This is a genomic window from Herbaspirillum sp., assembly GCF_035644555.1.
GTDB lineage: Bacteria > Pseudomonadota > Gammaproteobacteria > Burkholderiales > Burkholderiaceae_D > Herbaspirillum.
In genome coordinates this window covers 156,760-173,875 of sequence record NZ_DASQOH010000070.1, presented here as the reverse complement: position 1 = coordinate 173,875, position 17,116 = coordinate 156,760, and the positions used below count along the sequence as shown (strand labels likewise).

Sequence of the window (17,116 nt, the reverse complement as noted above, 5' to 3'; positions counted from 1 at the left end):
ACGCCTTTTACGCCACGATCGGCACGGGCCCTACGGCGGCCAGGACGACGTCGGTCCCTCTTCCGCAAGATCACTCGTCGAAAATCAGGTTCTCCGCCTTCCTCTGTTTGCACGGGAGATGGTTGCTTCCCAATGTCCCGCGAAGGCATTAACGCCGATCGATCAGCGCTGCCATCTCCCCACCCTCGCGCGCGAACCGCTCCACCAGGAAATCCAGCAAGGCCCGCACACGCGGCGCCATATAGCGTGTGCGCTGGTACAGCGCGTGCACCGGCGCCTCCGGGGCGCGCCATTGCGGCAGCACCGGCAGCAGGCGGCCGGCGCGCAGGTCGGCAGCGACGTCCCAGACCGATTTCATCACCAGGCCCCGCCCCTCGATGGCCCACTGTCGGGCCAGGGCACCGTCATTGGTTTCCCGCGCGGTCGCGGTAGGCACCGTATAGGTCTGCTCGTGACCATCGCGCTCGAAGCGCCACGCGTTGGCCGGGCCGCTGGCGCTGAGCAGGACGATGCAGTCCAGCTCTTGCAGGTCGGCCGGCTGTTCCGGCACGGGGCGGCCGGCCAGGTAGGACGGCGCCGCACATAGCACGCGCCGGTTCGGCGCCAGCGGGCGGGCCACCATCGAACTGTTCTGCGGGACGCCGAAACGGATCGCCAGGTCCAGATCGTCCTGCAGGAGATTGCTGATCGTGTCGCCCAGGACCAGGGCCAGCGTGATCTGGGGGTGCAAGGCATTGAACTCTTCCAGCCATCCCTGCAGGACATGGCGACCGAAGTCCGAGGTGGCGGCGATACGCAACTTGCCGCTCACCGCGCTGCGACCGGCCTGCAAGGCTGCTTGCGCGTCATCCAGCGCGGCCAGCGCTTGCTGGCAGGGCGAAAGATAGAGCGCTCCCTCGGCGGTCAGCCGCAGGCGACGCGTGGTGCGCTCGAAGAGCCGGGTGTTCAGCTCGGCTTCCAGCTTGACCAGTCGGGCGCTGGCCGCCGCCGGGGACAGGCCGATCTTGCGCCCCGCTGCTGACAGACTGCCCAGGCCGGCGGCCTCCACGAAGAGTCGGATATCACCCAGGTTTTGCGCCGCCATTATTCTGCTCCATTTGATAATTATTCAAATACTAGACCAATTATCAAATTCCAATGCAGTTCGCATAATGACCTCCATCAGCTCTTAAACCCTTCGATGAACCCTTTGATCGTCTCGCCCCTTTTTGGAGTCTTTCATGCAAACCCCGACCTCCCTGCTGGCACCGCTGACCGTGGGCCATCTTTCACTCCCCCACCGCATCGTGATGGCGCCCATGACCCGGGCGCGCAGTTCGCAACCGGGCGACATTCCCAACGCCATGAATGCCTTGCACTATGCCCAGCGGGCCTCGGCCGCGCTGATCGTCACCGAGGCCTCGCAGATTTCGCCGCAGGGCAAGGGCTATTCCTTTACTCCTGGCATCTACAGCCCCGAGCAGGTCGCCGGCTGGCGCCTGGTCAGCGAAGCGGTGCATCGCGCCGGTGGCCGCATCTTCCTGCAGCTGTGGCATGTGGGCCGCATGTCGCATCCGGATTTCCACGACGGTGCGCTGCCGGTCGCGCCTTCGGCCCTGCCCTTCGACGGCCAGATCTGGAAGGTCGATCCCGTCACCGGCCAGGGCGGCATGGTCGCCAGCCCGACTCCGCGGGCCTTGCAACGCGAGGAGATCAAGGCGATTGTCGAGGACTTCCGCCGCGCCGCGCGCAACGCCATGGCGGCCGGTTTCGATGGCGTCGAAATCCACGGTGCCAACGGTTACCTGGTGGACCAGTTCCTGCGCACCACCTCCAACGTCCGTACCGATGAATACGGCGGTTCGCGCCAGAACCGCCTGCGCTTCCTGAAGGAGGTGGTGGAAGCGGTGGCCGATGAAGTCGGCGCGCATCGCACCGCGATCCGCCTGGCTCCGTTCCTGACAGCACGCGGCATGGATTGCCCGGACATCCTGCCGACCATCCTGGATGCAGCGGCCTGGCTGCAGCAACGTGACATCGCCTACCTGCACCTGGTGGAAGCCGACTGGGACGATGCACCGGTGGTGACGGAACAGTTCCGCCGGCAACTGCGCGAGCGGTTCAGCAACCCCATCATCGTGGCCGGCAACTATGACAAGGCGCGCGCCCAATGGGTGCTGGAACACGGCTATGCCGACCTGGTGGCCTTCGGTCGCCCCTTCGTCGCCAACCCCGACTTCCCACGCCGCCTGACCGAAGACTTGCCCCTGGCCGACTTCGACGGTGCCACGCTGTTCGGCGGGACCGAGGTCGGCTATACCGACTACCCCGCCCTGCCGGCTGCCACTGCGGCCCTGGCATGAACCTCTCCCACCATCGACATCGTCAAGGAAGCTCATCATGAAAGACCAGAACATCATCGTCATCGGTGGCCTGACCGGCATCGGTCGTGCCGTCGCCGAACAGGCCGCTGCCGCCGGTGCACGGGTCACCGTGGCCGGTCGCCGCGCTGCACCGGCCGGCTTTCCTTCCCACATCGCCACGGCCCGGGTCGATATCGGTGACGACGATTCGGTGGCGCAACTGTTCGCCGGCGTCGGTGCCTTCGACCACCTGGTGGTCACGGCCGGTCCGGTGATCGGCTCGGCACGGCTGGCCGAGCTCAGGCTGGCCGATGCCACGGCCGCATTCAACATCAAGTTCTTCGGCCAGTTACGCGCCGCGCAGCAGGCCCTGCCCTATCTGCGCAGCAATGGGTCCATCACGTTCACCTCGGGACTGCTGGCGCGCAAGGCGGCACCGGGTGCGCTGGTGAAGGCCACCATGAACGCCGCCACCGAAATCCTGGCCAAGACCCTGGCCAAGGAACTGGCCCCGCTGCGCGTGAACGTGGTCAGCCCGGGCATGGTCGAGAGCGGCATGTGGGGCGAGATGAGCGAGGCCGAGCGCCAGGCCATGGCCGAACGCGCCGGCGCCAAGTTGCCGGTGGGTCGCGTCGGCCAGGGCGCGGATCTGGCGCAGGCCTACCTGCTGCTGATGCAGAACGGTTTCATGACCGGCAGCGTGGTCGATGTCGATGGCGGCGGTCTGCTGTAGGCGGCGTATGCGTCTGGACCATATCACCATCGTGGCCGCCGACTGCAGCGCACTGCGGCGCTTCTTCGTGGAGGTCGCCGGTCTCACCGAGGGCGCAAGGCCGCCCTTGGGCAGCGCCGGCCATTGGCTCTACCTCGGCGGGCAAGCGCTGCTGCATCTCATCGAACGCGGCGACCCTGCCACACGGGGCGACGGCACCAGCAGCATCAACAGCGGCGCGCTCTGGCTGCCCCGTATCGACCACCTGGCGCTGCGCATCGACGATGGTCCTCAGTGGCAGGCGCTACTGCAACGTCTGCAGGCACGGCAGCTGCCTTATCACGTCACGACCATAGAGGCCTTGCAGGAACGGCAGCTGTTCGTAAGGCCGGCTCCTGGCGTGACGGTCGAGTTCGTGATCGCCGCCCATCACCTGGTCTGAATTGCGCAATGGCGCCGCAATCCTCATCAACCCTCCCGCCGATGAGCTTGGCGGGCACAATTTAGCCGACATCACCGGCGATTCCACAAAACCGAACTGTTAGAATTTACCCCGTACACCGGGCGGTCTTCAGGCTGCCCGTCCACATTCCAGCGGGGGAGGAAATTCCATGGGGCAGCATTCTGCCTTGCTAGCGCACACCCGCCCGCCCGGCGGGACACAGCACGGGACTACGGGATCCGCTGCGGGCGCACGCCGACGCTCTCACTGCTGAGCAGGGCCTCCCCCCTCGCAAGAACATGAATCTGCTCTCCAAGAATTCCCTGGCGGTCCATCTGCTGCGCATCATCTTCGGGAGCTACTTCCTGGTGACGCTGATCGTCACCTGCCTGCAACTCGGTGCCGAATACGAACATACGCAATCCGGCGTGGACAATGAACTGCGCGCGATGGACCTGACCTTCGGCGCCAGCCTGGCCAGTTCCACCTGGCGCTTCCAGGGCGACGTGCAACAGGCCACGCTGCGCGGCATCAGCAACCTGCCGGTGGTGACGGGGGTGAAGATCGAGGATCCTCAAGGGCGGCTGGTGATGGCACAGGGCAATATCGTCGATCACGAAGGCAGACAGATCCATGTCGATGCCGACGGTGCGCGCAGCCCGGTGCGCACCGGCTTCCTCAACGCCGCCACCAGTCATCGCTTCCCCATCCTGTATCGCGACGAACATGGCGTGACCCACGACATCGGTTCCTGGACCGTGTATTCCAGCCGTCATGTGGTGATCCAGAAAGTGGCCTATGGCTTTACGCTGATCCTGATCAACTCGGTGATCAAGACGCTGGTATTGTGGTTCATCTTCCTCTACGTCTTCAATCGCTGGCTGGGCCGGCCGATCACCCGCCTGTCCGGCTTCGTGCGTCGCCAGGATCTGAACCGGCCGGACCTGCCGGATTCGCCGCAGAGCATCGCCCTGCCCGGCAAGCGGCGTCATGAGCTGCATTTCCTGGCCGACGCCATCAATGCCATGCTGGCCAACCTGCGCAGCCATACCATCCAGAATCGCGCCCTGTATGCCCAGCTGGAACAGGAAAAGGAATCGCTGCGCGTCCTCAACAAGTCGCTGGAGCTGCGTATTGCCGAACGCACGCGCGACCTGGCACAGGCCAATGAACAGCTGCGTTCGCTCAGTCTGACCGATGGTCTCACCGGCATCCCCAACCGGCGCAGCTTCGACGAGACGCTGGCGCAGGAATGGCGGCGCAGCCTGCGTCACGCCAAGCCGCTGACGGTGGCCTTCATCGATGTGGACTGGTTCAAGCCCTACAACGATCACTACGGCCATGTGGCCGGCGACGCCGTGCTGCGCCAGGTGGCCCAGACCATGCGCGACACCGTATGCCGCGCCGGTGAAACCGTGGCGCGCTATGGCGGCGAGGAATTCGCCGTGATCGCCGGTGATACGGATGGCCAGCGCGGCCTGCAGATCGTGCAGCGCATATGCGATGCCATCCATGCCCTGGCGCTGCCGCATGCCGGCTCGGTGCTGGGCCGCATCACCATCAGCGGCGGCGTGGCATCGTGCATCCCCTCGCATCCGCAGGCGCGACTGGAAACCTTGCTGCAGGCCGCCGATACCGCGCTGTACCTGGCCAAGACGCAAGGGCGCAACCGGGTCCTGCTGGCGCCGCCGCCGATACCCTCCCCTGCTCCGCCCCCTGCCTGAAGAAAGCCACGCATGTCCTTCCGCGCTCTCCCTTTCCTCGTCTGCGGCCTGCTAATGGGCGCCGCGCTGCCACCGGCCCGGGCGGCCGACCAGATCGTCTGGGGCAAGTACAACGTGCCGCCCTACATGATCCGTAGCGGTGAATACGCGCACCAGGGCATCTTCGACCTGACGCTGGACATCATCAAGACCGCATTGCCGCAGTACGAGCATGTGGAACTGGAAGCGCCCTTCCCGCGCATCAACAGCGAGATCCGCAAGGGCAGCCACTGGTGCTACAACGGCATGCTCAAGACACCGGAGCGCGAAAAGGTCGGTTATCTCTCGCTGCCGACCTCGATCTTCCTGCCGCTGCGCATCATCGTCCGGCGCGACCGGCTCGACGAGTTCAAGGGCAAGCTCTCGCTGCAGGCCCTGCTGCAGAATCCGCGACTGACGACCTCGGTCATGCGCGATCGCTCCTACAGCCCCACGGTAGACAAGCTCCTGGCTGCCTATCCGCCTAGGGAAAACTATTCGGAACAGGTGGAATCGATCGGCATGCTACTGGCCGGCCGGATCGACTACATGATCGAATTGCCGTTGCTGGCCTTCGAACAGGCACGCGCCATGGGCCAGCCCGGGATGCTGGTGGCCCTGCCGATGCAGGAGGCCAGCGAAGTGGTCTTCAACCGCGTGATGTGCCCGCGCACCGAATGGGGCCGACAGGTGGTGGAACAGGTCAACCAGGTGCTGCTGGTCAAGCGCGCACAGCCGTCCTACCGTGCCATTGTGGAGAAATGGCACGATCCGCAGTCGGTGGCGGAAATCCGCAAGATCTATGACAAGGTCTTCCTGAAGATCCCCTGAGTACCCGGCCGCTTGCCCCGATCCCGGTCCTAGGGACGCAGACCACCCGCCTCCAGCACATCCCAGCAGGCCCCCATGGTGTGGTAGTCGACCTTGCCGGCGGGCGACTTGGTATCTTCCAGCTTGCGGCCGTCGGCGCCGAGGATGCGGAACCAGGCACCATACTGGTGATCGACCATGTGCTCCCAGCTCCAGGCCCAGATCGCCTGATACTGCCGGCGGAATTCCGGCTCGCCGGTGACCCGCCACAGGCGCCAGGCACTGGCCAGGGATTCGGCCTGGACCCAGAAATACTTGTCGCTGTCGTAGGGCTGCCGGGCCGGATCGAAGCCATAGATCAGGCCGCCGTGCTCGCCATCCCAGCCGTGCACCCAGGCCGCCCGCTGCAGCTCGGCGGCACGCATGACGTAGTCGGGCCGGGCATCGATGGCGTGGGCGATCAACAGCAGCTTGGCCCATTCGGTCTGGTGACCGGTCTGGAATCCCCAGGGCTTGAAGATGTTGTCGCGATTGCCGCGGTTGTAGTCGTGGTCCGGCAACCAGTCCTGGTGATAGTGCTCCCATACCAGCCCCTGGGTCTGTCGTGCCAGGTCGAAGACGAAGCGCTCGATCAGCAGGCGAGCGCGCTCCAGGTAGCGCACCTGGCCGGTGGCCGAATAGGCGGCCAGGCAGGCTTCGCACATGTGCATGTTGGCATTCTGCCCGCGATAAGCCAGCAGTTCGCCGGACGGGGTGATCTCGTCGGCATAGGCGCGCTGGTCGGCTTCGAAAAAGGCCGCTTCCATGCGCTCGAATGCCTGCTCCACCTCCTGCGCCTGGCTCAGGCCGATACGATGCGCATGGGCATAGGCCAGCAACACGAAGGCCTGGCCATAGGCCATGACGGTGCCATCCTCGATCCGGCCGTTGCGCACGGTCCAGGCATACAGGCCGGCCAGCGGACCGCGCGCATGGCGAAAGCGTTCCAGGTGCGAGAGGGCGTGCCGCGCCTGTTCCAGATAGCGCTCTTCGCAGCTGTGGGTGTAGGCCATCGCCTGTGTGAATACCAGCCGTGTGGCACTGACCAGGTGTCGATGCGCGCGCTCGTAGACGCTGCCGTCATCCTTGAGATAGTGGAAGAAGCCGCCGCGTGGATCAAGCGCATGCCGGTCGTAGAAGTCCAGGATATCGGCCATGTGCGACTGCAGGAAACGACGGCTTTCGAAATCGGGAGAGGCCATGCTGGCTCCTTGTCGGGAATTCATTGGACGGCATCCTTCTGGCGCCATTTGTCCAGAATCACGGCCAGCACGATCACCGCGCCCTTGGCCACGTATTGCCAGAACGAGGACAGGCCGAGTATGGTCAGCCCGTTGTTCATGACGCCGATGATCAGCGCCCCCACCACGGTCCCCCAGATGGTCCCCACGCCACCCATCAGGCTGGTACCGCCCAGCACCACGGCAGCGATGGCATCGAGTTCATAGCCACTGCCCCAGTTGCCGTTGGCGCCATACAGGCGGCTGGCCGACATGGCCCCGGCCAGCCCCGAGAACAGGCCGCTGATGGCATACACGAACAGCAGCACCAGCGCCACGCGGATACCGGTCAGGCGCGCCGCCTGCAGATTGCCGCCGATGGCGTAGATGTGCATGCCCAGCACGGTCTTGCGCAGGATTACCCAGGACAGCAGCACCACTGCCAGTGCCAGCCAGATCAGCCAGGGCACGTGCAGGAAATCGCCATTGCCGATCCATTCGAAGCTGGGAATGTCGTTGTTCAGGACCGTTGTGCCATCGGCCAGCAGATAGGCCGCCCCGCGGAAGGCCGTCATGGTACCCAGCGTCACCACGAAGGCATTGATGTTGAGGAAGGCCACCATGGCGCCGTTGACCAGGCCCATGACCAGGCCGGAGACGACAAAGACCGGAATCGACCAGCCCGGTGCGGCCCCCAGGGAAACCTGCATGCCCAGCACCGCCGAGACCGCCAGCACCGAGCCCACCGACAGGTCGATGCCGGCGGTCAGGATGACAAAGGTCATGCCGGCCGCCAGCACCAGGTTGATGGCGACCTGGCGCAGGATGTTCATGGTGTTTTCGGCGCTGGCGAAATTGGAGCTGCCATCGCCGCTGAGGTAGATCGTCAGGGCGTAGAACAGCAGGTACAGCACCACCAGTACAGGCAGCATGCCCAGGCGGTGCAGCAGCCATTGGCGGCTACGGGAAGCGTGGCGGCCGCGGGACGGAGCGCCGGCCTCGGGGTCATGCTCGGAAGAGAGTTCAGCCATGGGTCGATGCAATCAGAGGGAGGGTTGGAGGGACGTGCCGGCGGTATCGGTGGCCAGGCGCATGATGTTTTCCTGGGTCATGTCGGCACCGGCCAGTTCGCCCGTGATGCTGCCTTCGCGCATGACCAGCACGCGATCGCAAATGCCGATGACTTCCGGCAGTTCGCTGGAGATGACCACCACTGCCACGCCCTGTTCGGCCAGCCTGTGGACAAGTTGATAGATCTCACTCTTGGCATAGATATCCACACCCCGCGTAGGCTCGTCCAGGATCAGCACACGCGGGGCGATCTCCAGCCAGCGCGCCAGCAGCACCTTCTGCTGGTTGCCGCCGGAGAGCTTGCCCACGGCGATATCGGGGTGCGCCACCTTGACGTTGAGGCGACGTATCAAGGCTTGCGCCACCTGGCGCATGGCGCGGCCGCGCAACAAGCCCAGCCGCGTGAAACGCCCGGCGACGTTGATGGTGGCGTTGGCGGCGACCGCCATCTGCAGAAACAGGCCCTGACCTTTGCGGTCTTCCGGCACATAGGCAATGCCGGCCCGCATGGCCGCGCGCGGACTGTCGATCTGCAATGGCCGACCATCCAGCAGTACCTGGCCACCGCTGCCGGCATCGGCCCCGAACAGCAGGCGCGCCAGTTCGGTACGACCGGCCCCCACCAGCCCGGCAAAGCCCAGCACCTCGCCGGAACGCAGCACGAAGGAGGCCGGCCTGACCTTGCTGCCGGCCAGGCCGCGCACCTCCAGCACGGTCGGCAATATCGCCGCCTGCTCCGGCGGCAGCCGGCGATGCTGGTAGAACTCGCCCAGCGAACGACCGACCATCATCTGCACGATGCGCTCGGCGTCGATGTCCTGACGCCCCAGCTCGCCGACGAAGCTGCCATCGCGCAGCACCGTCACGCGGTCTGCCAGGGCATGCACCTCGGCCATGCGATGGCTGATGTAGATGATGGCCAGGCCTTCGTCGCGCAGCCGCCGTACCACCTTGAAGAGGTTCTCGGTCTCGCGCTCGGAGAGCGCTGCCGTGGGCTCGTCCATGATGACGATGCGGCTGCGATGTATCAGGGCGCGCGCGATTTCGACCTGCTGCTGCTCGGCGATGGACAATCGTCCGGCCCGGTCGGCGGCGCGAAAGCCCGCCCCCAGCTGGGCCAGCACGGCATCGGTGCGCTGCCGCATGGCGGCGTGGTCGATCAGGCCCCAGCGGGTACGCAGCTCGCTGCCCATGAAGATATTGGCCGCCACGCTGATGTTGGGCGCCACCGCCAGTTCCTGATAGATCAGGTTGATGCCGGCGGCACGGCTGGCGCCGGGGTCGCGCAGGGACAGCGGCTTGCCGTCGAGCAGGATCTCGCCACCATCCGGGGCATGCACACCGGACAGCACTTTCATCAGGGTACTCTTGCCGGCGCCGTTCTCGCCCATGAGGGCGTGGATTTCACCGGGGTAGATGGTCAGGTGCATCGCCGACAGGGCGCGCGTGGCCCCGAAGGACTTGCTGATGCCGGTCATCTGCAACAGGGGGGTGGAAGTCATGGGTGCTCATGGAAACAGTGACGCCGGCCAGGCGCGGCAACGCTGCAGCAGCGGCGGAAAACGGAGCGAACAGAGAACGCACCGGCCTGCCACGGCCACGGCAGGCCGGTACGTGTCCGGCATCAGTTGGCCGGGACCCAGCCCTTGTAGTCGGCCACGTTGTCGCGGGTGATGAGCTTCACCGGCAACAGCTTGACGTTCTTCTCGGGAGCGCGGCCGTTCATGAGCTGATAGCCGATGGCCACGCTTTCGGCCGCCATGCCGTACGGATCCTGGGCCGGCGAGGCGGCGAACAGCGACTTGCCGTCCTTCAGGGCGCGCTCGGCATCGGGCGCACCATCGACGCCGCTGATGACCTTGATGTCGCTGCGCTTGGCCTGTCGGATCGCCAGTTCCGCACCAATGGCGGTGGGATCGTTGATGGCGAAGACGCCGTCGATCTTGCCGTGCGCGGCCAGCAGGTTGGACATGGTGGTCATGCCACCATCGCGGCTGCCGCCGGCGTTCTGGTTGTCGGAGAGGATCTTGATGCCGGGCGACTTCTTGAACTCGGCCTTGCAACCACTGACCCGGTCGATGACGGCCGAGACCGGCGGGCCATTGACGATGACCACGTTGCCCTTGCCCTGCAGCCTGTCGGCGATGAACCCGCAGGATTCGGCCCCGGCCATGGTGTTGTCCGACATCACGGTGACATCCGCACCCTCGGCGGCCACGTCCACCGCCACCACCACGATACCGGCCTTCCTGGCCTTCTTCACGGCCGGGCCGACGCCCTTGGAATCGGCCGCATTGAGCACGATCATGTCGACCTTGTTGGCGATGAAGTTTTCGATCTGTCCGACCTGGGTGTTGAGGTCGTACTTGGAGGACACCACGGTCACCCGTGCATCGGGGTTGATCTTGTGCGCCCCGCTTTCGGCCCCCTTGGCGATGGCCACGAAGAAGGGATTGGCAAGGTCGCCCAGGGTGACACCGACCGATTTCAGCGGCTTGTCCGCCGCCTGGGCGGTGGCGGCGAGGGCGATGGCGTTCAGCGCGAGGGTGGCGCAGGCGATGGCGAGGGGGGTTCTGATCATGCTTGTCTCCGTTATTCTAGGGGTTGGCGGGTCGCCGATAAGGCATGTTGCTCACATCGATGCCGGGACGTCAGTCCCAGCGGAAAACGCGGTCCGCCCGCCCGCGGGTGGTCTCGATCAGGGCGGCATTGGCTTCGTCGCTGCGCTTCACCCAGGCCTCGGCGTCGGCATGACTGCGGCCGAACTGCACGTGGCGCGCCACCAGGCGTTGCACCCGCAGCGCGGGATCGACCTCGACATACCAGACCTCATCGAGCAACGGACGCACCTGCGCCCAGGGACCCTGGTCGAGCAGCAGGTAGTTGCCTTCGGCGATGATGAGCGGGATATCGGTGGCGATGGCGATGCTGCCGGCGATGGCTTCCTCCAGCTCGCGCACGAATAGCGGAGCATAGACGGTCTCACCGGCCGCCTGCCGTCGCAGCCGCGTCAGCAGATGGACGAAGCCGGCGCTGTCGAAGGTATCCTCGGCACCCTTGCGATCGGCCCGTCCCTGCCGCGCCAGCTCGGCATTGGACAGGTGATAGCCATCCATGGGCAGGACCACGGCGCGCTCGCCGGCGTGATCGCGCAGGGCCTGCGCCAGCGTGGATTTGCCACTGCCGGGCGGCCCGGCCAGGCCGAGCAGGGTGCGTGTGCCGCGGGCGAGCAGGACATCGAGCCTGTCGCGATAGGGTGCCGGAATCATGTTCGACTCATCCTTTTTCTAAGGTACGCGGTGGCGAGCGCGTGGCCGCCCGGGGCAGCGTCCTTAATGAATTGCAGTGATGCGCGACCGCATCGCGTTTGATCGGGTCCCCTGTCGTGCTTGATACAGCGGCATTTGCGCCGCATGCGCGCTGACAGTGATCATTTTTTTGACAGCCGACAAACTAAGCGATTATGTCTCCCGGATTGTGGTGCTCCTGAATTTTTTCTCGGAATTTCTAATTATTGCTAGTTCCGTGTCGTCAACGTGATGAAATTTTCTTCGGAAAAATTCGATATCGATCAGCTTATGGATAAGCGACGCCAAAGCGGCGCATAAAAAATCGCCGCCGGACGACGGACGTCCGGCGGCGATTTTCCACCACGATTGGCAAATTGCCGGGGTGAGCGTACAGCGTGTGCAGTGTCAGGCGGACGCCAGCGCGCCCGCGTCGGCCACGACCGTGGCATAGCGATCGGCCAGCTCGGCCAGCGCCACGCGCTGGATCTCGGCGGCGGTGAGGGGCTGGCCGCCCAGCGGATCGGGCAGGTCGCGGGTGGCGCAGGCGGCGGCCACCACCGTGCTGGCATAGCCATGGTCGAGCGCCGCGCGCACGGTCGCGCTGACGCACATGTGGGTGGCAAAGCCGGCCACGATCAGCGCACGCCGGCCGGTCTTCTGCAGCGCTTCGTCCAGCGTGGTGCCGGCAAAGGCGTTGGGCAGGCTCTTGTGCACGAGCAGTTCGCCGGCCTCGGCCTGCAGGCCGTCGATGATGGCCACATGCGGGCCCTGGGGATCGAACATGGCGCCGCCCGGCTTGCCATGATGGAGCACGTGCACCACCGGCGCGCCCGCTGCGCGGGCCTGGGCCAGCAGGGTGGAGATCTGCGTCACGGCGGCGTCGATCCCGGCCAGCGGAGCGCGGCCGGTGGTGTATTCGGTCTGGTGGTCGATGATGAGCAGGACGGCGTCCTGCCAGCTGGCCGCGCGTGCGGTACCGCCGGCGATCTGGATCAGGGTCTGGGGGATGGACATGGCTGGCTCCTGGTCTGGAAACGGTTGAAAGAAAAAGGAAAAGAGAGCAAAAATGAAACGGCATACAGGACGAGGGACTATCCTAGTCCGATAAAATTCGCACCACCATTCCCCGCCATCGCCAGCCCCCTGTGAAAAAATTGACAGCCCGCCCAGCCATTCATCCCGCCCCCTCCGCCGCCACCCTGCAGGCCGACTGGGAAAGCCTGCGCAGCTTTGCCGCCTTCATCGACGCCGGCAGCTTTTCCGGTGCGGCGCGTGCACTGGGCGTGACCCACGCCACCATCGGTCGCCGCCTGCAGCAACTGGAGGCAGCAATGCAGGCGCCGCTGTTCATCCGGCGCGCCGACGATGTCGAACTCACCCGACTGGGGGAAAGTGTGCTCACGGCCGCCCGCGCCATGCAGGAGCAGACCCGTCAGCTGGCACGTACCCTGGCCGGCGAAGACCTGCGACTGGAAGGCAAGCTGCGCCTGGCCTGCACCGATGCCATCGGCACCCTGTTCCTGGCGCCGCGCCTGCCGGCACTATTGCGGCAATGGCCGGCGCTGGACGTGGAATTCGCGCTGGGCCACCAGACCCTGAGCCTGGCGCGGCGCGAGGCCGACCTGGCGCTGCGCTTCGCCCGGCCCCAGGATGGCGAACTGATTGCGCGCCCGCTGGGGAGGGTGAAGTTCTACCTGTGCGGTACGCCCGCCAACCTGGCCGCCTGGCACCGCGCGCCCCGGTCCGCCCCCTTCGTCGGCTATGACGATGGCGTACCCGATATTCCCGAGACGCGCTGGATCGCCAGCCATGCCGCCGGCAACCCGGTGCGTTTTCGCAGCACCAGCCTGGTGGCACAGTGCATGGCCGCGCGCGCTGGCGTGGGCCTGGCGCTGCTGCCGAGCTACCTGCTGGCCCCGGAGCTGCAGACTGTGGACGCCGTGCCACAGCTGGAGCGCGAGCTATGGGCAGTGTTCCACCGCGATCTCAAGGCCCTGCCGCGGCTGCGTGCCGTGCTGGGGTGGCTGCAGGACTGCTGCAGCGAACTCTGAGCCACCCCCCGGAAGCTCTGCCACGCAGGCTGCGCCCGGCCCGGCGCGGCCTGCGGTGCTATAATCGCGAACCTTCGAGGATGGGCTCCTCCACCGCTGCAGCAGCAGATTCCAGCGGCCCGCCGCCCTCCTCCTTGCCGGCGCCCGCATGGGTCCATGCGGCCTCTCCAGCGCTCTACGCCTGAAACAGATTTATGCAGAAAAAAGTATTCATCAAAACCTTCGGCTGCCAGATGAACGAGTACGACTCGGACAAGATGGCCGACGTGCTCAATGCCTCCGACGGCCTCATCAAGACCGACCGTCCGGAAGAGGCGGACGTGATCTTGCTCAACACCTGTTCCATCCGCGAAAAGGCGCAGGAAAAGGTGTTTTCCGACCTGGGCCGGCTGCGCGCGTTGAAGAAGGACAATCCCGACCTGCTCATCGGCGTGGGTGGCTGCGTGGCTTCGCAGGAAGGGGACGCCATCATCAAGCGCGCGCCTTTCGTGGACATGGTGTTCGGCCCGCAGACCCTGCACCGTCTGCCGCAGATGATCAGCGAACGCCGCTATAGCGGCCGCCCGCAGGTAGACATCAGCTTTCCCGAGATCGAGAAGTTTGACCACCTGCCGCCGGCACGGGTGGAAGGTGCCAGTGCCTATGTCTCCATCATGGAGGGCTGCAGCAAGTATTGCAGCTATTGCGTGGTGCCCTATACCCGGGGCGAGGAAGTCTCGCGCCGCTTCGAGGATGTGCTCACCGAGGTGGCGGGCCTGGCCGACCAGGGCGTCAAGGAAGTCATGCTGCTGGGCCAGAACGTCAACGCCTATCGGGGCCTGATGGAAGATGGCGAGATCGCCGACTTCGCGCTGTTGATCGAGTACATCGCCGAGCTGCCGGGCATCGAGCGCATCCGCTTCGTGACCAGCCATCCGAAGGAATTCTCGCAGCGCCTGATCGACACCTATGCCAAGGTCCCGAAGCTGTGCAACCACCTCTACCTGCCAGCCCAGCATGGTTCGGACCGCACGCTGGCGGCCATGAAGCGCGGCTATACGGCGCTGGAATACAAGTCGGTGATCCGCCGCATGCGCAAGGTGCGCCCGGACATCACGGTGCAGTCGGACTTCATCGTCGGATTCCCCGGCGAGACCGAGGAAGACTTCGAGGCCTTGATGAAACTGGTGGCCGATGTCGGCTTCGACAACAGCTTCTCCTTCATCTTCAGTGCCCGTCCCGGCACGCCGGCGGCCAACCTCCCTGACGACACCCCGGCCGAGGTCAAGCTGCAACGCCTGCAACGTCTGCAGGCCGCGCTCAACGAGAATGCCGCCAGGATCAGCGCGGCCCAGGTCGGCACGGTGCAGCGCATCCTGGTCGAAGGCGTCTCCAAGCGCCGCGAGCATGAGCTGCAGGGCCGTACCGAAAGCAACCGCGTGGTCAACTTCGATGGTGGTCCGAACGGCCAGCGCCTGATCGGCCAGATCATCGAGGTCAGCATCACCGAGGCCTTCCCGTTCTCGCTGCGCGGCCAGATCGTGACCCAGCATTGATGATCCACTCCCCCCTAACCGGAATCGTGCATTGAAAAAAGTCCCCAACCAGCCCCATCACTTCACCCCCCAGCCGCTGGACAACCGGCGCCTGGCCAACCTGTGCGGCGCGCTCGATGAAAACCTGCGCCAGATTTCCGCCGCGCTGGATGTGACCATCTTCCGTCGCGGCGACCGCTTCGTGGTCACCGGCACCAATGCCGAGCGCGCGGTGGAAGTGCTGGAGCGCTTCTACGAGAAAGCCGACCGCCCGGTGGCGGTGGACGATATCCAGCTGGCCCTGGTCGAGCAGCGCGCCAATGCCGCCGCCGACGAAGAGGCCGGCCTGCCGCCGCTGCCGGCGCGCCGCGGCAAGGCTGCCGCCGCTGCGGCCGCGGTCCAGGACCAGGAAGACCAGGATCCGCTGCCCGACAGCCCGGTGCTCAAGACCCGCAAGCACGACCTGCGCGGACGTACGCCGCACCAGAGCCAATACCTCAACGCCATCCTGGAACACGACATCACCTTCGGTGTGGGCCCGGCCGGCACCGGCAAGACCTATCTGGCCGTGGCCTGCGCGGTCGATGCGCTGGAGCGCGATGCGGTGCAGCGCATCGTGCTCACACGCCCGGCGGTGGAAGCCGGCGAGCGCCTGGGTTTCCTGCCCGGCGACCTGGCGCAGAAGGTCGATCCCTACCTGCGTCCGCTGTACGACGCCCTGTACGACCTGCTCGGCTTCGATCGCACCCAGAAGCTGTTCGAAAAGCAGGCCATCGAGATCGCGCCACTGGCCTACATGCGCGGTCGTACGCTGAACCACGCCTTCATCATCCTGGACGAGGCGCAGAACACCACGCCGGAACAGATGAAGATGTTCCTCACCCGCATCGGTTTCGGCAGCAAGGCCGTCATCACCGGCGACGTCACCCAGGTCGACCTGCACCACGGCCAGAAGAGCGGCCTGGTCGATGCCATCTCGGTGCTGCACGATGTGCGCGGCATCGCCTTCTCGCGCTTCACCAGTGCCGATGTGGTACGTCACCCGCTGGTGGCACGCATCGTCGATGCGTATGACGCCGCCGGCAACAACAAACCCGATACCGCGCGCGCCACTGCCCGCACCGCCACCAACCTTCTGACCAAGTCCGCCCGCCCTCGCAATGCCAAAACATAAACTCACGCTGTCGGTGCAATATGCCGACGACCGCCTCAAAGAGACCATTACCCGACCCCTGCTGCGCCGCTGGGTGCAGGCCGCGCTGTTCGCACCGGCCGAACTGACGCTGCGCTTCGTGGGCAGCGAAGAGGGCCGCGAGCTGAACCGCGACTATCGCGGCAAGGACTACGCCACCAACGTGCTGACCTTTGCCTATACCGAAGACGAGGACAGCGAAGTGACCGAAGCCGACATCATCTTCTGTACCGACGTGCTGGAGAAGGAAGCGGCCGCACAGAAAAAGAGCGTGGAAGAACACACCGCCCACCTGGTGGTGCATGGCGTACTGCATGCACAAGGTTACGACCACGAGGACGACGAAGAAGCCACCGAAATGGAAGTGCTGGAAACAGAAATCCTGGCCGGCCTGGGCTATGACAATCCCTATGCGGCGCGTTGACCGCGCCTGATCTGCCACGTCTACGGTCTGCCTCGGCAGGCCGTTTTTTTTCGTCCGCCGGGATCAGCGGCGGTCAAGCTCTTGTCTGTCTGACCATCCAGAAATCGATTATTTTCGCAAAAGTGATAACCCGGTGTCTCTTTCGTGTCCGATCGTCAACTAACTGTGCTTAGTTGACATCTTTTTGTCCTCAATTTCAGGAAAAACCCGATGGGAATCGGGCTCTTGTTGGATAAGAATGAGTGCATACCAAAATTCATCGGGGAG

The 17,116-nt window shown here is 65.1% G+C and carries 16 protein-coding genes; 9 read left to right on the top strand and 7 right to left on the bottom strand.

Annotated features, from left to right (window positions below; all coding sequences use genetic code 11):
• Window positions 1-148: 148 nt before the first annotated feature.
• Window positions 149-1,084, bottom strand: a complete 936-nt coding sequence (locus VE092_RS19740) for a LysR family transcriptional regulator (RefSeq protein ID WP_324879693.1) — start codon at window positions 1,082-1,084, stop codon at window positions 149-151.
• 136 nt (window positions 1,085-1,220) lie between these two features.
• Here VE092_RS19740 and VE092_RS19735 point away from each other — a divergent pair, with 136 nt between their 5' ends.
• From VE092_RS19735 to VE092_RS19715, 5 genes are all read left to right on the top strand, one after another.
• The gene (locus tag VE092_RS19735; RefSeq protein WP_324879692.1) at window positions 1,221-2,342 is read left to right on the top strand and encodes an alkene reductase; all 1,122 of its coding nucleotides are present in this window, start codon (window positions 1,221-1,223) and stop codon (window positions 2,340-2,342) included.
• A gap of 37 nt (window positions 2,343-2,379) precedes the next feature.
• Window positions 2,380-3,075 carry an SDR family oxidoreductase gene (locus VE092_RS19730; protein ID WP_324879691.1) on the top strand — a complete coding sequence of 232 codons (696 nt, stop codon included), beginning with the start codon at window positions 2,380-2,382 and terminating at the stop codon, window positions 3,073-3,075.
• A gap of 7 nt (window positions 3,076-3,082) precedes the next feature.
• Window positions 3,083-3,496: an extradiol dioxygenase gene (locus tag VE092_RS19725; RefSeq protein WP_324879690.1), complete on the top strand. Its 414-nt coding sequence runs from the start codon at window positions 3,083-3,085 to the stop codon at window positions 3,494-3,496.
• Window positions 3,497-3,795: 299 nt separating this feature from the next.
• On the top strand, window positions 3,796-5,220 hold the full coding sequence (locus tag VE092_RS19720; protein ID WP_324879689.1) for a diguanylate cyclase: 1,425 nt from the start codon (window positions 3,796-3,798) through the stop codon (window positions 5,218-5,220).
• Between the two features lie 12 nt (window positions 5,221-5,232).
• Complete coding sequence (locus tag VE092_RS19715; RefSeq protein WP_324879688.1) at window positions 5,233-6,069, top strand: TIGR02285 family protein; 837 nt, start codon at window positions 5,233-5,235, stop codon at window positions 6,067-6,069.
• A gap of 29 nt (window positions 6,070-6,098) precedes the next feature.
• Here VE092_RS19715 and VE092_RS19710 read toward each other — a convergent pair whose 3' ends face one another.
• The 6 genes from VE092_RS19710 to VE092_RS19685 all read right to left on the bottom strand — a co-directional run bounded on the left by VE092_RS19710 (window position 6,099) and on the right by VE092_RS19685 (window position 12,682).
• The gene (locus VE092_RS19710) at window positions 6,099-7,289 is read right to left on the bottom strand and encodes an AGE family epimerase/isomerase (protein WP_324879687.1); all 1,191 of its coding nucleotides are present in this window, start codon (window positions 7,287-7,289) and stop codon (window positions 6,099-6,101) included.
• Between the two features lie 20 nt (window positions 7,290-7,309).
• A complete protein-coding gene (locus VE092_RS19705) occupies window positions 7,310-8,338 on the bottom strand; it encodes an ABC transporter permease subunit (protein ID WP_324879686.1) in 1,029 nt (342 codons plus the stop codon).
• Between the two features lie 12 nt (window positions 8,339-8,350).
• Entirely contained in the window at window positions 8,351-9,880 is a 1,530-nt protein-coding gene (locus VE092_RS19700) for a sugar ABC transporter ATP-binding protein (protein WP_324879685.1), read from the bottom strand.
• Between the two features lie 122 nt (window positions 9,881-10,002).
• Window positions 10,003-10,959, bottom strand: coding sequence for an ABC transporter substrate-binding protein (locus VE092_RS19695; RefSeq protein ID WP_324879684.1), 957 nt, complete (start codon window positions 10,957-10,959; stop codon window positions 10,003-10,005).
• Window positions 10,960-11,029: 70 nt separating this feature from the next.
• The gene (locus tag VE092_RS19690; protein ID WP_324879683.1) at window positions 11,030-11,647 is read right to left on the bottom strand and encodes a nucleoside/nucleotide kinase family protein; all 618 of its coding nucleotides are present in this window, start codon (window positions 11,645-11,647) and stop codon (window positions 11,030-11,032) included.
• A 426-nt stretch (window positions 11,648-12,073) separates the two neighbouring features.
• A complete protein-coding gene (locus VE092_RS19685; RefSeq protein WP_324879682.1) occupies window positions 12,074-12,682 on the bottom strand; it encodes a cysteine hydrolase family protein in 609 nt (202 codons plus the stop codon).
• 140 nt (window positions 12,683-12,822) lie between these two features.
• On the opposite strand from VE092_RS19685, the gene VE092_RS19680 reads away from it, so the two are divergent.
• The 4 genes from VE092_RS19680 to ybeY all read left to right on the top strand — a co-directional run bounded on the left by VE092_RS19680 (window position 12,823) and on the right by ybeY (window position 16,849).
• Window positions 12,823-13,719 (top strand): LysR family transcriptional regulator, encoded by an 897-nt coding sequence (locus VE092_RS19680; RefSeq protein WP_414653514.1) that lies wholly within the window; start codon window positions 12,823-12,825, stop codon window positions 13,717-13,719.
• A 194-nt stretch (window positions 13,720-13,913) separates the two neighbouring features.
• Window positions 13,914-15,254: a tRNA (N6-isopentenyl adenosine(37)-C2)-methylthiotransferase MiaB gene (gene miaB / locus VE092_RS19675; protein ID WP_324879680.1), complete on the top strand. Its 1,341-nt coding sequence runs from the start codon at window positions 13,914-13,916 to the stop codon at window positions 15,252-15,254.
• 31 nt (window positions 15,255-15,285) lie between these two features.
• Window positions 15,286-16,407: a PhoH family protein gene (locus VE092_RS19670; RefSeq protein ID WP_324879679.1), complete on the top strand. Its 1,122-nt coding sequence runs from the start codon at window positions 15,286-15,288 to the stop codon at window positions 16,405-16,407.
• The gene (gene ybeY / locus VE092_RS19665) at window positions 16,394-16,849 is read left to right on the top strand and encodes an rRNA maturation RNase YbeY (protein WP_324879678.1); all 456 of its coding nucleotides are present in this window, start codon (window positions 16,394-16,396) and stop codon (window positions 16,847-16,849) included. The genes VE092_RS19670 and ybeY overlap by 14 nt, the downstream gene beginning before the upstream one ends.
• Window positions 16,850-17,116: the final 267 nt, after the last annotated feature.

Bases quoted from the DNA above. Each gene is read 5' to 3' on its own strand.
- VE092_RS19740 (WP_324879693.1), bottom strand. From the start codon at position 1,084: ATGGCGGCGCAAAACCTGGGTGATATCCGACTCTTCGTGGAGGCCGCC.
- VE092_RS19735 (WP_324879692.1), top strand. From the start codon at position 1,221: ATGCAAACCCCGACCTCCCTGCTGGCACCGCTGACCGTGGGCCATCTT.
- VE092_RS19730 (WP_324879691.1), top strand. From the start codon at position 2,380: ATGAAAGACCAGAACATCATCGTCATCGGTGGCCTGACCGGCATCGGT.
- VE092_RS19725 (WP_324879690.1), top strand. From the start codon at position 3,083: ATGCGTCTGGACCATATCACCATCGTGGCCGCCGACTGCAGCGCACTG.
- VE092_RS19720 (WP_324879689.1), top strand. From the start codon at position 3,796: ATGAATCTGCTCTCCAAGAATTCCCTGGCGGTCCATCTGCTGCGCATC.
- VE092_RS19715 (WP_324879688.1), top strand. From the start codon at position 5,233: ATGTCCTTCCGCGCTCTCCCTTTCCTCGTCTGCGGCCTGCTAATGGGC.
- VE092_RS19710 (WP_324879687.1), bottom strand. From the start codon at position 7,289: ATGGCCTCTCCCGATTTCGAAAGCCGTCGTTTCCTGCAGTCGCACATG.
- VE092_RS19705 (WP_324879686.1), bottom strand. From the start codon at position 8,338: ATGGCTGAACTCTCTTCCGAGCATGACCCCGAGGCCGGCGCTCCGTCC.
- VE092_RS19700 (WP_324879685.1), bottom strand. From the start codon at position 9,880: ATGACTTCCACCCCCCTGTTGCAGATGACCGGCATCAGCAAGTCCTTC.
- VE092_RS19695 (WP_324879684.1), bottom strand. From the start codon at position 10,959: ATGATCAGAACCCCCCTCGCCATCGCCTGCGCCACCCTCGCGCTGAAC.
- VE092_RS19690 (WP_324879683.1), bottom strand. From the start codon at position 11,647: ATGATTCCGGCACCCTATCGCGACAGGCTCGATGTCCTGCTCGCCCGC.
- VE092_RS19685 (WP_324879682.1), bottom strand. From the start codon at position 12,682: ATGTCCATCCCCCAGACCCTGATCCAGATCGCCGGCGGTACCGCACGC.
- miaB (WP_324879680.1), top strand. From the start codon at position 13,914: ATGCAGAAAAAAGTATTCATCAAAACCTTCGGCTGCCAGATGAACGAG.
- ybeY (WP_324879678.1), top strand. From the start codon at position 16,394: ATGCCAAAACATAAACTCACGCTGTCGGTGCAATATGCCGACGACCGC.